We start from the raw sequence: 13,544 nt of genomic DNA on the forward strand, positions 1-13,544 counted from the left end.
ACCGATGGTCGACGTCGCCGTCCCCCAGACCCACTCCCCCGCCTCCCCCCGCTCGCGAGCAGACCGGTGCCCCGGGGTGTCGCGCCCCTGGCCCGCCGACGACGGCGCCCTGGTGCGGGTGCGCCTGGTCGGCGGGCGCGTGCCCGCCGCCGCGCTGCGGGCGCTGAGCCGGGTCGCCCAGGAGCACGGCGACGGCCGGCTGCACCTGACCGGCCGGGCCAACCTGCAGCTGCGCGCCCTGCCGTCGTACGACGTCGGCGCGCGCCCGGCGCTGCTGCCCGAGGTCGTCCACGCGATCCGGGCGACCGGTCTGCTGCCGGCCCCCGCCCACGACCTGGTGCGCAACATCGTGGTCTCCCCGCAGACCGGGCTGGCCGGCGGCCGCGCCGACCTGCGCCCCGTGGCCGCGCGCCTCGACACCCTGCTCTGCGCCGACCCGGCCCTGGCCGCGCTGCCCGGGCGGTTCCTGCACGTGCTCGACGACGGCCGCGGCGACGTGGCCGGGCGCGGCTGCGACCTGGGGTTGGTGGCGCTCGACGACCGCACCGCCCAGCTGCGGGTCGGTGACGCGTGGGGCGAGGTGCTGCCCCTCGACGACGCCCCCGCCCGGCTCGTCGACCTGGCCCGCGCGTTCCTCGCCACCCGCGGCAGCGGCCCCCAGGCGGCCTGGCACGTCAGCGAGCTGGCGCGCCCGCTGGCCCCGCCCAGCCCGCCGGACGAGCGGGCGCTGGTGCGCAGCGCGCCGCCGGCGTACGGCGTGGTGGCCGGCGGGTGGCACCAGGAGGCGGTCGACGGCGTGCTGGGCGCCGCCGACGTCGACGCCCTGGTCGAGCGGGCGGGCGGCCCTGACTGCGAGCTGGTCATCACCCCGTGGCGCGGCGTGCTGGTGCCGGAGGTCGCGCGATGAGCCCGCTGGTCGCGCCGCCGCGGCGCTACGACTACATCAGCGACGGCCCGGCGATCTACGTCGACTCCTTCGCCACGATCCGTCGCGAGGCGGACCTGACGGGTGTGCCGGCCGACGCGGAGAAGCTGGCCGTGCGGATGGTGCACGGCAGCGGCCAGGTCGACCTGGTGCCCGACCTGGTCATCCACCCTGGCCTGGTCGCGGCCGCCCGTGACGCGCTGGCGGCGGGCGCCCCGGTGCTGTGCGACGCGCGGATGGTGGCGATGGGCGTCACCGCGAGCCGGCTGCCCGCCGGCAACGAGGTGCTGTGCCACCTCACCGACGCCGAGGTGCCCGACCTGGCGCGCCGGTGGGGCACGACGCGCACCGCCGCGGCGGTGTCGCTGTGGGAGCCGCGGCTGGAGGGGGCGGTGGTCGCGATCGGCAACGCCCCGACGGCGCTGTTCCACCTGCTCGAGATGATCCTCGACGGTGGTCCGCGGCCCGCTGCCGTGATCGGCTGCCCGGTGGGCTTCATCGGCGCCCGGGAGTCGAAGGAGGCCTTGGCCGCCTTCGGCGACGAGCACGGCATCGACCTGCCGTTCGTGACCGTCCGCGGCCGCCGCGGCGGCTCGGCGATGGCCTCCTCGGCCGTCAACGCGCTGGCCCAGGAGCAGGAGTGAGCGGGCGGCTGTACGGCGTCGGGCTGGGGCCCGGCGACCCGGAGCTGGTGACGCTGAAGGCGGCCCGGCTGATCGGGGCGGCCGACGTGGTGGCCTACCACGCGGGGGTCGGCAAGCAGTCCAACGCACGACGCATCGCCGCCGACCTGATCCCGGCGGGCGCGGTCGAGGAGGAGCTGCGCTATCCCGTCACGACCGGCGCGACGAGCCACCCGGGCGGGTACGCCGGCGCGCTGGCCGACTTCTACGCCGAGTGCGGCGAGCGGCTGGCCGCCCACCTGGAGGCCGGGCGCGACGTGGTGGTGCTCGCCGAGGGCGACCCGTTGTTCTACGGGTCGTTCATGTACCTGCACGACCAGCTCGCGGAGCGCTTCGAGACCGAGATCGTGCCGGGGGTGCCGGCGTTCGCGGCCGCCACCGCGGCCACGGCCACGCCGCTGGTGCGCCAGACCGACGTGCTCACGGTGCTGCCGGGCACGCTGCCGAAGCCCGAGCTGGCGCGCCGGCTCGCCGACACCGACGCGGCGGTGATCATGAAGCTCGGGCGCACCTTCCCGGCCGTGCGCGAGGCGCTCGCCGAGGCCGGGCGCCTCGACCACGCGCTGTACGTCGAGCGCGCGGCCATGCCCGAGCAGCGCTGGCTGCCGGTCGCCGACGTCGACCCCGCGACCGTGCCGTACTTCTCGCTCGTGGTGGTGCCCGGCGACTCGCTGTCGGGCCAGGGGCGCCGGGCGCCGCGGGTGGCGTCGGAGGTCGTGGCCGACCGTGCGGCGCCGACTGCGGAGCTGCTGGTCGTGGGCCTGGGGCCGGGGCCGGGGCGGTGGCTGACCCCGGAGGTCGAGTCGGCGCTCGCGGAGGTCGACCACGTGGTCGGCTACGCGCCGTACGTCGCCCGGGTGCCGCAGCGCCCCGGCCTGACCCGGCACGCCTCGGGCAACACCGTCGAGGTCGACCGGGCCAGGTTGGCGCTCGAGCTGGCCTGCCGCGGGGAGCGGGTGGCGGTGGTCTCGGGAGGTGACGCGGGCGTCTTCGGGATGGCCTCGGCGGTCTTCGAGGCGGTCGACGCCGACCCGGCGCTGGCCGACGTGCCGGTCAGGGTGCTGCCCGGTGTCTCGGCCGTGCAGGCCGTGGCGGCCCGCGCCGGTGCCCCGGTGGGCGCCGACTTCGCGGTCGTGAGCCTGTCGGACCGGCTCAAGCCCTGGTCCGTGGTCGAGAAGCGGCTGCGCGCGATCGCGGAGGCCGACCTGGTCCTCGCTGTCTACAACCCCGCCAGCCGATCGCGCACCGACCAGGTGGTGACGATGCAGAAGGTGCTCCTCGAGCACCGCTCACCCGACACCGTCGTGGTCGTCGGGCGCGACGTGGGCCGCGCCGAGGAGTCGCTCGAGGTGACCACCCTGGGCGCGCTCGACCCCGAGAGCATCGACATGAAGTGCCTGCTGCTCGTCGGGGCGACCTCGACCCGCGTGGGCGCCGGCGGCGCGGTCTGGACGCCCCGGTACGTCGACGATCAGGCGGCGGGCGTGTAGTCGTCGAGGACGACCTGCAGGCGCGGGTGGACGACGTCGACCCTTGGTCGTGAGGGTTCGGGTGTGACCGGTGGGTCGCCGGGTGGGAGGTCGGGTGCGCGGGAGCGGACCTGCTGTCCGGTGGGGGTGGTCGTGACGACGGCGCTGCCCACGGTGGCGGCGGTGAAGCCGGGGGCCTCCTTGGCCTGGTTGCAGGCCTCGCACAGTCCCTGTCCGTTGGTGGCGCTGGTGGGGCCGCCGGCGTGGTCGGGGACCACGTGGTCGCGGTGCCGGATGGGTGCGTCGCACCACGGGGTACGGCACGACCGGTCGCGCAGGTCGATGAAGAAACCCAGGCTGGCGGGGAAGGCGCGGGCCCGGGAGTCCATCGCCACGAGCGCCCCGGCGCTAGTGGTGTAGAGCCGCCGCAGCGTCGCCTGCGCGTCAGCGATCGCGGTGGCGACCAGCTCGCGGGCGAACCCGGCCGGCACCGGCCCGTAGCCGGTCACCCAGCCCGGCTGGTGGCCGCCGCCGAGGAGGGTGGCGTCGGAGACCGTCAGGTTCACCGCCACCGGGACCGCGGGAACTGGCGCCGGCTCGGCGGACCGGGTGAGCACGGAGGTGACGAGGGTGTCGGCCATGACCTGCCCGCGGGAGCGCTCATCACCGTCGGCGCGGGCAGAGTCGGCGGCCCGGGTCAGCGCGGCGTACGCTGCGACGCCCTGGGCGACCGGGAGCAGCGCGGTCAGCCAGGTCATCGTGTCCGGTGCCGGTCGCAGCGACACGTACCGCTCACCCTCGGCCTTCCTCGACCGCTTCAACGCGGCGTGCGGATCGAGCTCGTAGGCACGAGCCCGCGCAGCAGCCGCCAGCCGCTTGTCACCCCACCCCTCGGTGGTCTCGGGGTCGGCCATCAGCTCCGCATCGACACGGCGCCGGTCCTCCAGCGACAGGCACGCGGTCTCGCGGGCCAACAGGGTGGCACGCCACTCACCGCACCAACCCGCGCGCATCGCAGCCAGCGTGTGCGGCATCTCAGCCACCAGGACCTTCGCCAACCCCAGGTGGCGGGCACCCCGGTTCGGCGACTCCCGCCGCGCCAGCCCGACCTGCGAGGCCACCCCCGCGCCCTGCCGATCGACGGGCAGCCCGGCCGCGGCGTGCCGGCGGCGTACGACCTCGTCGAGACGAGCCGCCAGCTCCACCTGCAGCGCGTCCAGCCGGCACTTCTGCTCCTCCGCCGCCCGCAGCGCCTCGACCAGTTCGACCTCAGTGAGGTCGGCCGGGTCGAGACCGGCAGTCGGAATGGGAACCATGACGACACCTTACTCGAACACACGTTCGACATCAAGAGGTGCTGCACAGCGAGATGGGCTCCTCCCGCCGCTTGCGGCCCGCGTGGCTGACGGACACACGCGCGCCGTACAGGACCACCACCCCGACACCCTGTAGCTCGGGCCCGCTTCTAGGGGGCCGGGACATCTTGGCGCTTACTTGGCATGTCCTGTTTCCCATTCATCGAGGCCCGCGAGAAACGCACTCTCATGCCGATGTCCGGGCGGATGGAATCACTACGCTGAGGGCGTGTTCCGGGACCTCATGCGTGACAAAGCCAAGACCATGCCGACCGATCCGGATGCTGCCGACGTCACGGCGCTTCGGGTCTGGCACTGCAACTACGCGTCACTCGCGCTGGTGACGCAGTACCAACACCTGAGGACCCTCGTAGTCGCTACCTACCCTGACGCCGACCTCGAACCCGTCGCCTCGTTGGAGGACCTGGAGTACCTGAGCCTCCTGCACCTGCCGGGTGTGACCGACTTGGCCCCGCTGGCGCGGTTGACGAATCTCCGCACGCTCCGACTCTCGACACTGCCGAGTTGGGACTCGTCGGGCAAGGTGACCCAAGTGGACTCGCTGCGACCGCTCGCCATGCTTCCCAAGTTGACTCGCCTGGAGCTCTTTGGGGTACGGCCCGCGAGCAAGTCGCTAAGCGACCTGGAGGGTTCGACAAGTCTCGTCAGTGTCCGGGTCTCGAAGTACCCCAAGGCAGAGGTCGCGCGTTTCCGCGACGTGACAGGTCTTTCGGATGAGTTCGCACCGGCGCCCGGTGTCGCTGACTGGAACTGACTCGACCGGACATGCCGCATTGTGCGCGGTCGTGCCGAGGCGGTCGGCTACCGAGTTGAGGGGCGATTGGTGTACACGAAGAGTGCAGAACGGACTCCGAGCGCGACGGCGGCCACGGCGATGACGCCGCCAACAATCCGCATCCATGTCGGCCCATCCGTCTCCAATGCAGTGGCAAGGGCCAAGAAGAACACGACAGCATCGAGCACGAGCAGGGTCATGCTCGGTTCTGACCTGAGGCGGACGGGAAGCACCTGCACACGCTAGTCGAGCGGCGGGCCGATATACGCACGCTCTTGCCGCGAAGCGCTCGGCCGTGCCGAGATCCGGGCTTCTGGTCTCGTGAGTCAGGAACGCGTCTTGAACAGCCGAGAAAGGGCCACGGCAAGAGCACCCACGAGCAGCCCAACTACTGCGACGACGGCTAAGACGATTAGCACATTCCCGACGAACGCCACCGCCGACACGTCCGTTGGGTGTTCCCATGGCGAGGACAGGCCCAGCCGGTACGGCAAGGGTGAGTCCAGCGAACTCTGGTTCTGGTGAATCCAATCGAACGGCCAACCCAGATCGACGCTCCGCTGGCCCCCTCGCGTAGCGACAAGGTCCGTGTCACGAAGCGCTGCCACGAGGACGACACCGAGTGAGACCGCGAAGGCGGGGATCGCCCCGAACGCCGTCGCCATGACCGCCCAACGTCGACGGCCACGAGGAGTCGCGTCCGAGACGTCGCTGGACGAAGTCACCAGTTGCTGCACCCACGAAGTAGACCATCCGGATCTGCCGCGATCCGCGCGGTTTCGACGACCAGCGGACGGGGCAGCTATTGCTGCTGTTCAAGTACTTGCCTGCCACCAGTGTCAGATCCCACCGCCGCCAGTGACCAGCATCTGTCCGCCACGGCGTTGACGGCTTCACGATGCAGGTTCTTGCTGAAGTGATGACTGCTGACGCCGCACTCCCCGTGACTATCGACATCAACGACCAGGTCCTTCATCTGGCTGTTGCCGCACACCTCGCCCGCTACAAGGGCCAGAGCCGCACCCACACCGCCTCCGACCTGAACACCTACCTGGCGTGGTGCCGCGACCACGGCCTCTTGCCGCTGCAGGCCACTCGAGCTCACATCGAGCTCTTCCTGCGATGGATGCAAGAAGTTCGGCAGCTCAAGCCCTCCACGGTGTCCCGACGCCTGTCGGTCCTGACGGGCTTCTACCGGACCTGCGTCATCGACGGCGTCCTCGAGCACTCCCCAGCCGAGCACGTCCGCCGACCGAAGGTGACCCCCGAGTCGCCCACACTTGGGCTAAGCCACCTGCAGTTTGAGGCGATGCTCACCGCTGCTCGCGACTCCAGTAACGTCAACGACTTTGCTCTGGTCGCCATGTTGGGTTTGCTCGGACTACGCATCTTCGAGGCCACCGGTGCCGACATCGAAGCACTCAGCGAAGTCCGCGGCCACCGAGTGCTCCGCGTCCATGGCAAAGGCGACAAGGTCGTCCTGGTGCCACTCTCACCCGCGGTAAGCCGAGCCATCGATCGAGCTGCCGGACACCGCGAAAGCGGCCCGCTGCTACTCAACCGCGAAGGCCGACGCATGGACCGTCACGCCGCGACCCGTCGGCTACGAAGACTCGCCAAGACGTCTGGCATCACCATCGAGCGCATGCATCCCCACATGCTCAGACACACCTTCGTCACCACCATGCTCGACGCCGGAGTCGATCTGCGCGACGTCCAGATAGCTGCCCGCCACGCCGACCCCCGCACCACCATGCGATACGACCGAGCACGCACGAACCTCGATCGCCACCCCAACTACATCCTGGCCGCCTACATGGCCTCGGCTACCTGACCAGGTCCGTAACAAGCCTCGCGCGCTCGTGCCGAGAGCCGGACGTGCGGGCGCAGACGCGATTACCCTCGCTAGGTGCAACCGCCGAGACTGCGGCACTCTGCCCGCGCCCTACTCCTCGACGAGGACGACCGTCTTCTACTGGCAAGGCACGACCTCACGACTCGGCACATTGGCAGTGTCATTTGGGCGCCGCCCGGCGGCGGCTTGGAGGTCGGGGAGACGCCACTCGAAGCCGTCGTGCGCGAGTTGGCGGAGGAGGTGGCGCTGTCCGTGCCGATGGACGGCCCCCGCCATGTCTGGCATCAGCAGGTGGTGTCTTCGGCTTACGCGAGGGGCTGGGATGGGGCTGTCTTCGACTACTTCCTCGTCAAGTGCGACGCCTTATCTCTCCCCTCAACTTCCAACGATCGGTTGTTGAGAGACGAAGGCATAACCGAGTTTCGCTGGTGGACGATCGACCAACTTCACGACGCATCGGGCAGCGGTCTACTCCGCCCGCACCACCTGGCCGCGTTGCTCAGCGACCTACTGACTGAATCAGCAGAGTCGTATCCCATCGCCATCTGACATGCTCGGTGGCGCCGGTGAACGGCGCGTCGGCTATTGACGATCTACCCGCGTGCGCTCCTGGTGCAGCGCTACCTCGGGTCACTTCTGTCGTTGCCGCAGGGAGATCCCCGAGTTGCGCGCGCCGCGCGCGGCCCCGCGTTGGAGGGCAGTCCAGCCAGACGCCCCCATGATGATCGCAAGAACCACCATGACCGACACCCCTGGAGAGAACGGAAGCGGATCGGCCACGAGAGCGACGACAACGCCGATCAGGCAGGCTACCGCTAGGCACACGAGCCACCACTTCGCGTTCATGCGGCTCACCTTAGAGGGCGCGCAGCGTGCGCCCGCGATCATCCGGAACTGCCGCGTCAGCGCGCGAACATCTGCCGCAGGTCGCGCCTACTGACGGTCGGTGATCCGACGAACGATCAACTTCCCAACTCCGAGCGCCAGTAGCAGTGCCAGCGGCAGAACGAGTGCAGGGTGCAAGTCAACAGCGCGACCGGCCCAACTGAAGATGACGATGAGCAAGAGGGTGCATAGCCCTACCGCGACAAACGGGCTCACCGCTCGTAGGTCTGTTCGCGTGGTCACGATCTGCTCAACGAACTTCGGATCGGGTGGCTACGCGTCGGCTGCCGCGTAGCGTGCGCGTCAGCGCGCGCTCATCTGCCGCGTTGAGGGCGGAGAGATGAGCGGCAAGATCAAGTTGAGGCCGATGCGGTCCCCATCCTTCGGGACTGCTGCTCGACGCGCGCCTCAGGCTTTCGTCCTCCTAGGTCGTCACAAAGAACAAAAGGCTAGAGAGTACGCACGCGATCCCCGCCCCGTAGAGAGCCAGAGTCACCTTGGGAAGCGGCTGGTCGCCGCTCTGTAGCGCACGAAAGATGGAACGTGGAGCGTGAGTGGTTGCGTGATAGCGGGAGTTCCACGCCAGCAGTCCGAGCATCCCGACAATCGTCAGCGGCAAGCCGCCGACGAGCAGCAAGAAGGAAAGATCCCGAGTGTCCACCTGGAGCACTCTAGGCAACGCTTACTCGCTGCACCCTGCCCTCGGCTGACGAAGCCGGGACGACGCACATGGAATGCGCGCTCGTGCCGCGATCCGCGCGGTCGTGCCGATGAGCGGACGTCCCACCTATCCTCGAATCGTCGACGCGTGCCACCGCCCCGAGCAAGGGAACTGATTCTTGAAACTGAAACTTGTGAACGACGGTGAGGCCTTCCGTGACGTCTATGGAATCGTCGCTGGTGGCGCAGTAATTATTGCGGCAATCAGTGCGGTGCAGGGTGGTTGGCGCGCAGCAGTTGTCTTTGTTTGCCTCGCGCTGATTCCCGGAGCCATCTGGCTTCGCGCTCGGTCCAGTAGTCGCCACCGACGTTAGGAAGCCACGTTGAAGACTCGGGCCACCGCACGCACGTGCCGATGAGCGTGCGCACGCCTACCGGGGTCTGCCGAACCTGAACCCGCGCTTCTTCTGCCTCTCCCGTTCGGGAGAAAGGTGCGTGAGAGCGAACTCCAAAGCCAACCCCTTGGTCTGGCCATCGTCGAAGTCGATCCAGACCAAGGGCACGTCCTTGTAGGTGCCCACGCGTCCAACGCTCCCCGGCCCGAAGGTGCTGTGCAGAACTCGGGCCCCTTCGACCAGCCACGGGGGCGGCTCGACGCTGAAGTCTGGATGATCCCACTTGGGCATGGGCAGAGTATGAGTCACCAGCCTGGGGCTTGCGACCGCTCATGCCCCGTAGCGCGCCCTCAGAGACGCTCGCTCATGCCGCCGACAGCGCGCGGTCGTGCCGATGAGCGCGAGGCGCTTGTTGGCGATCTACCGGCGTGCGCTTCTGGGTGCAGCGCTACCTCGGGTCATTCCTGTCGATGCCGGAGGGGCGACCCCGAGTCGCACGCGCTCCCCGCGCTGCAGCGATCATTGCGCCGATCAGGTGTCTGGGTGACCGGGGCAGGGTCGATAGCGTGCCGCGAGCTGCGTGTTTACCGGCGGAGCTCGGTGCGTAACCTCGTCGCGAACGGCGGCCAGTGCCGTCGTGGACTGGGACGATCGAATTCTTTCCATGTCCACACAGTGAATCCCGAACCGCCCATGAGCGATAGTACTGCCAGAATCACTAGTGTTCGATATTGCAGCGTTATGGCCAGAGTGGTGAAACCCATTGCGAAGGCCATGCAAAGTGCTGACAGTGACGCAGGGAACAAGCAGAATCCCAATTTTGCCCGCCACAGCGCCTCGCGTCGACTTCTAAAATTGTCAACACCGGCTTTGCCGAAACCGCGATGAAACCATCGATGTTGAACCCACAGCACACCCGCGGCCAAAAAAAGGCCGATGGAGAGGGCCAGAGAGAACAGCATCTCGCCAAGATGCGGATTAGACATCGCCTTCACCACAGAATTTCGGCGAGCTCAAGTATGGCGAAGTTCACAAATGCCCAACTACTGGCCCCAGCCCCGAAGGGATGACGAGTAGGACTGTGTCGACTATGGCAGGTGGCAAGGTCGTGAGCAGGGACCGGCTCCTGGTCATGTCTGAGGCGTCATCCACGGCAGGACGGTATCCCGCCCGCGTAGCGTGCGCCCGCGGCCATCCGGTTCTGCCGCTAGTGGTGCGCCCTCGGAGCGAGATACGTGCGTTCCTACGCGGGCGCACGAACCTCGACCGTCGAACCTGGCTGACGTTAGTTCGTGGATCACGATCACGGGCGATACTCCGAGCATGAGCATCTCGGAACGGTCGACTATCGAAGAGACGCACGCGTCCGGGACCAGGGCAGGATGGACAACTCGACGCGTCGTTCTCGCTGCCGTTCTCGCACTGCTCCTCGTATCGCTCGGCTACGTCGGCGGTGCTCGTTCGCCGTGGATGGCTCACCATCCTTCTGTCGTCAGCGGCACCGCGGAAAGGGTTCCAGCGAACGTTCCCTACGCTTACTTCCAGCCGGACGACGGTGACAAGTTCGCCTTCCGACTCGACGACGTCGCGTGGGAATCCGGGGACAGGGTCGGCTCTGGGAACATCCCGCCCTGCCTGCGAGAAGCCGGTGAGAGCGTGGCCGTGCACGCGGGGGTCATCGAGGTGGCCCGCCCCTATGGTTCCGGTTCCTATCGGCAGGTCCTGTCAGTGACGTGCCTCGACTGACCGACTCCGCCGCGATGCGCTGAACGGATGCAGGAGGCACGCAGCCAACCCGGCGTGGGACCGCTCGCTCAGTCCCGGGCCGCCCGGTAGCCCCACTCGAGGGCGCTCTCGCGCGAGCGCGCCCGACCACGCAGCCGGATGGTCGCCCGCGGCCCGCCCTTCGTACCGCCCCCGGCGGCCCGACGGGCCCCGGCGACGACGTGCACGCGCTGCGCGAAGACCACGTAGCGAGCGTCCTCCTCGGGGCTCCCCGCCGGGGTCACGTCCACCGCGAGCCACAGCCCGTCCGGCTCGAAGCCGACGACGGCCTTGCCCGTGCCGGGGCGCTCCCTGCTCACGGCGGAGGAGGTGAGCTGCAGGTCGAACTCGACCGCCCGGGCGTGCGCCCCACGGGTCCTGCGCAGCAGCTGCGTCGCCTCGACGAACGCCCGCTCCTCCGAGGAGATGACGCCGGCCGCGATCCACGGCGCCCGTGGGCCCGCGGCGTCGATCCCGGGTCGAACCTTGTCCCCGTTGACCCAGACGTCTCCCCAGCTCATCCACGCATCCTCGCACTGGCCCCGGCCCGGTCCGGAGGAGGTGCGGTCGAGGCCTACGACGTCGTCCGCTCCCGCGCCGCGTCGTAGAGGTACGACTCCCCGCCGTCGCGCGCCAGCGCCCGCCCGACCAGGATCACCGCGGCCTGGCGCAGCCCGGCCTCCTCGACCCGGTCGGCGATGTCGCCGATCGTGCCGCGCAGCAGCAGCTCGTCGGGCTGGCTGGCCCGGTGCACCACGACGACCGGGCAGTCGCTGCCGTAGTGCCCCTCGACCTCGGCCATCAGCTCGCGGGTGCGGGTGATCGCCAGGTGCAGCACCAGCGTGGCGCCGGTGGCGGCGTAGGCGGCCAGCGACTCGCCCTCGGGCATCGCGGTCGAGCGGGCCTGGGTGCGCGTCAGCACCACCGACTGCGCGACCAGCGGCACCGTCAGCTCGCGCCCAGCCAGCGCAGCCGCGGCGGCGTACGCCGGGACGCCGGGGGTGACGTCCCACTCCACGCCGGCCGCGTCGAGACGCCGCGACTGCTCGGCCACCGCGGAGTAGAGCGACGGGTCGCCCGAGGTCAGGCGCACCACGTCGAGGCCGTCGCGGGTGGCGGCCACCATCTCGGCGACCATCGTGTCGAGGTCGAGGTGCTGGGTGTCGACCAGGCGCGCGCCGTCGCGGGCGTGGGAGAGCACGGCGGCGTCGAGGTAGGTGCCGGGGTAGAGCACCACGTCGGCCGCGCCGACCAGCGCCGCGGCGCGCAGGGTGATCAGGTCGGCGGCGCCGGGCCCGGCGCCCACGAAGTGCACGGTCACGATGGCTCCTGGCTGGTCGGGAGGGGCTTGGTCCACGCCCACTGGGTCACGGCCCGGGCGGGGGTCCAACCGGTGAACGAGCCGAGCGCAGCGGCGTGCTCGACCGAGGTGCGGGTCAGCTCACCGCCGTGCGCGGCGTACGCCGCCGCGAGCACCTGCTCGCTCTCGAGCGTCACGCCGTGCACCACCAGCCGCCCACCCGGGCGCAGCCGGTCGCGGCACAGGTCGAGCAGGCCGCGCGCGGTGGCGCCGCCACCGACGAAGACCGCGTGCGGGTCGGGGAGGTCGGCCAGCGCGTCGGGGGCCCGCCCCGGCACCACCTCGAGCCCGGGGACGCCCAGCCGCGCGGCGTTGCGCACCACCCGCTCGGCACGGGTGCCGTCGGCCTCGACCGCGAACGTGCGGCAGGTGGGGTGGGCGCGCATCCACTCGATGCCCACCGAGCCCGCGCCCGCACCGACGTCCCACAGCAGCTGGCCGGGCTGGGGCGCCAGCCGCGCCAGGGCGGCCGCCCGCAGGTCGCGCTTGGTGAGCTGGCCGTCGTGCTCGAAGGCATCGTCGGGCAGCCCCGTGGCCCACGAGCCGACCACGGGCCCGCGCAGGTCGAGGGCGACGACGTTGAGGGCCGGGACGTCCGGCGGATCGGCGGCCCAGGCCCCGACGGTGGCGTCGACCCGCGCCTCACGCTCGCCGCCGAGGTGGCTCAGCACGCTGATCCCCGAGCCGGCGTACCCCCGCTCGACCAGCAGCCGCGCCAGCACCGACGGCGTGGTGGCGTCGGAGGAGAGCACCAGCAGCCGGCGGCCGGGCGCGAGCTCGCGCAGGACGGTCTCGGGCCGGCGGCCCACCACGGAGACGACCTCGACCGTCTCGGCCGGCCACCGCATCCGGGCCCGCGCCAGCGCCACCGACGACACGGCCGGGTGCACCTCGACCGCCTCGGCGCCGAGCAGGCCGACCAGGGTGCCGGCGATGCCGGAGACGAACGGGTCGCCGGAGGCCAGCGCGACGACGCGGCGCCCGTCGTGCTGCCACAGCAGCGCGGGCAGCCCGTCGCGCAGCGGCGAGGGCCAGGCCACCCGCAGCTGGTCGACGTCGGTGGGCAGCATCGCCAGGTGGCGCTGCCCGCCCAGCACCACGTCGGCCTCCAGCACGGTGCGGCGCTGCGGCTCGGGGAGCCCCTCCCAGCCGTCGTCGCCGACGCCGATCACGACGACGGTGGACGGGCTGGGTGGACTCACGGGCGCTGACGCTATCGTGACGCCGAAGCCACGAGGTGCCCCGAGGCCCGGTCGAGACAAGCCGACGCGGAGGGGAGAATCTGGGAAGCCGGTGAAAGTCCGGCACAGGCCCGCTGCGGTGACCTGGAGGGTGCGAGAGCACCGGTCCAGGAAGTCCGAAGACCGGCCTCGAGGCGCCTATCCGATGGCGGACGA

General features: G+C 70.4%; 14 protein-coding genes and 1 riboswitch. Of the genes, 7 read left to right on the forward strand and 7 right to left on the reverse strand.

Annotation, left to right across the window (positions count from 1 at the left end):
• Nucleotides 1-4 precede the first annotated feature (4 nt).
• The 3 genes from H0S66_RS00310 to H0S66_RS00320 are packed head-to-tail and all read left to right on the forward strand — an operon-like array spanning nucleotide 5 to nucleotide 3,098.
• The gene (locus H0S66_RS00310; protein ID WP_179616975.1) at nucleotides 5-907 is read left to right on the forward strand and encodes a nitrite reductase; all 903 of its coding nucleotides are present in this window, start codon (nucleotides 5-7) and stop codon (nucleotides 905-907) included.
• Nucleotides 904-1,569, forward strand: coding sequence for a precorrin-8X methylmutase (locus H0S66_RS00315; protein WP_179616976.1), 666 nt, complete (start codon nucleotides 904-906; stop codon nucleotides 1,567-1,569). The genes H0S66_RS00310 and H0S66_RS00315 overlap by 4 nt, the downstream gene beginning before the upstream one ends.
• Nucleotides 1,566-3,098, forward strand: a complete 1,533-nt coding sequence (locus H0S66_RS00320; protein WP_179616977.1) for a precorrin-2 C(20)-methyltransferase — start codon at nucleotides 1,566-1,568, stop codon at nucleotides 3,096-3,098. Before H0S66_RS00315 ends, H0S66_RS00320 begins: the two co-directional genes overlap by 4 nt.
• Here the strand turns inward: H0S66_RS00320 and H0S66_RS00325 are convergent.
• Nucleotides 3,080-4,393: an HNH endonuclease gene (locus H0S66_RS00325; RefSeq protein ID WP_179616978.1), complete on the reverse strand. Its 1,314-nt coding sequence runs from the start codon at nucleotides 4,391-4,393 to the stop codon at nucleotides 3,080-3,082. The two genes, H0S66_RS00320 and H0S66_RS00325, sit on opposite strands and share 19 nt — an antisense overlap.
• Nucleotides 4,394-4,661: 268 nt before the next feature.
• Between H0S66_RS00325 and H0S66_RS00330 the strand changes: the two genes are divergently transcribed.
• On the forward strand, nucleotides 4,662-5,207 hold the full coding sequence (locus tag H0S66_RS00330) for a hypothetical protein (RefSeq protein WP_218876392.1): 546 nt from the start codon (nucleotides 4,662-4,664) through the stop codon (nucleotides 5,205-5,207).
• A 47-nt stretch (nucleotides 5,208-5,254) separates the two neighbouring features.
• On the opposite strand, the gene H0S66_RS00335 is transcribed toward H0S66_RS00330, so the two are convergent.
• Nucleotides 5,255-5,428, reverse strand: a complete 174-nt coding sequence (locus H0S66_RS00335) for a hypothetical protein (protein WP_179616979.1) — start codon at nucleotides 5,426-5,428, stop codon at nucleotides 5,255-5,257.
• Between the two features lie 743 nt (nucleotides 5,429-6,171).
• On the opposite strand from H0S66_RS00335, the gene H0S66_RS00340 reads away from it, so the two are divergent.
• Together H0S66_RS00340 and H0S66_RS00345 are read left to right on the forward strand one after the other, a co-directional pair.
• The gene (locus H0S66_RS00340) at nucleotides 6,172-7,062 is read left to right on the forward strand and encodes a tyrosine-type recombinase/integrase (RefSeq protein ID WP_258017030.1); all 891 of its coding nucleotides are present in this window, start codon (nucleotides 6,172-6,174) and stop codon (nucleotides 7,060-7,062) included.
• Between the two features lie 75 nt (nucleotides 7,063-7,137).
• Nucleotides 7,138-7,632 carry an NUDIX domain-containing protein gene (locus H0S66_RS00345; RefSeq protein WP_179616981.1) on the forward strand — a complete coding sequence of 165 codons (495 nt, stop codon included), beginning with the start codon at nucleotides 7,138-7,140 and terminating at the stop codon, nucleotides 7,630-7,632.
• A gap of 81 nt (nucleotides 7,633-7,713) precedes the next feature.
• On the opposite strand, the gene H0S66_RS00350 is transcribed toward H0S66_RS00345, so the two are convergent.
• Nucleotides 7,714-7,929 carry a hypothetical protein gene (locus H0S66_RS00350; RefSeq protein ID WP_179616982.1) on the reverse strand — a complete coding sequence of 72 codons (216 nt, stop codon included), beginning with the start codon at nucleotides 7,927-7,929 and terminating at the stop codon, nucleotides 7,714-7,716.
• A 1,130-nt stretch (nucleotides 7,930-9,059) separates the two neighbouring features.
• Entirely contained in the window at nucleotides 9,060-9,209 is a 150-nt protein-coding gene (locus H0S66_RS00355; protein ID WP_179616983.1) for a hypothetical protein, read from the reverse strand.
• 1,137 nt (nucleotides 9,210-10,346) lie between these two features.
• On the opposite strand from H0S66_RS00355, the gene H0S66_RS00360 reads away from it, so the two are divergent.
• A complete protein-coding gene (locus tag H0S66_RS00360) occupies nucleotides 10,347-10,769 on the forward strand; it encodes a hypothetical protein (RefSeq protein ID WP_179616984.1) in 423 nt (140 codons plus the stop codon).
• 68 nt (nucleotides 10,770-10,837) lie between these two features.
• Here H0S66_RS00360 and H0S66_RS00365 read toward each other — a convergent pair whose 3' ends face one another.
• From H0S66_RS00365 to cbiE, 3 genes are read right to left on the reverse strand one after another with little or no spacing between them, the layout of a single operon-like run.
• Nucleotides 10,838-11,308 (reverse strand): hypothetical protein, encoded by a 471-nt coding sequence (locus H0S66_RS00365; protein ID WP_179616985.1) that lies wholly within the window; start codon nucleotides 11,306-11,308, stop codon nucleotides 10,838-10,840.
• A 53-nt stretch (nucleotides 11,309-11,361) separates the two neighbouring features.
• Nucleotides 11,362-12,108 (reverse strand): cobalt-precorrin-4/precorrin-4 C(11)-methyltransferase, encoded by a 747-nt coding sequence (locus H0S66_RS00370; RefSeq protein ID WP_179616986.1) that lies wholly within the window; start codon nucleotides 12,106-12,108, stop codon nucleotides 11,362-11,364.
• Nucleotides 12,105-13,349 carry a precorrin-6y C5,15-methyltransferase (decarboxylating) subunit CbiE gene (gene cbiE / locus H0S66_RS00375; RefSeq protein ID WP_179616987.1) on the reverse strand — a complete coding sequence of 415 codons (1,245 nt, stop codon included), beginning with the start codon at nucleotides 13,347-13,349 and terminating at the stop codon, nucleotides 12,105-12,107. The genes H0S66_RS00370 and cbiE overlap by 4 nt, the downstream gene beginning before the upstream one ends.
• 26 nt (nucleotides 13,350-13,375) lie before the next feature.
• A riboswitch (cobalamin riboswitch) is annotated at nucleotides 13,376-13,534 on the forward strand.
• Nucleotides 13,535-13,544: the final 10 nt, after the last annotated feature.

The organism is Nocardioides marinisabuli (assembly GCF_013466785.1).
Lineage (GTDB): Bacteria > Actinomycetota > Actinomycetes > Propionibacteriales > Nocardioidaceae > Nocardioides > Nocardioides marinisabuli.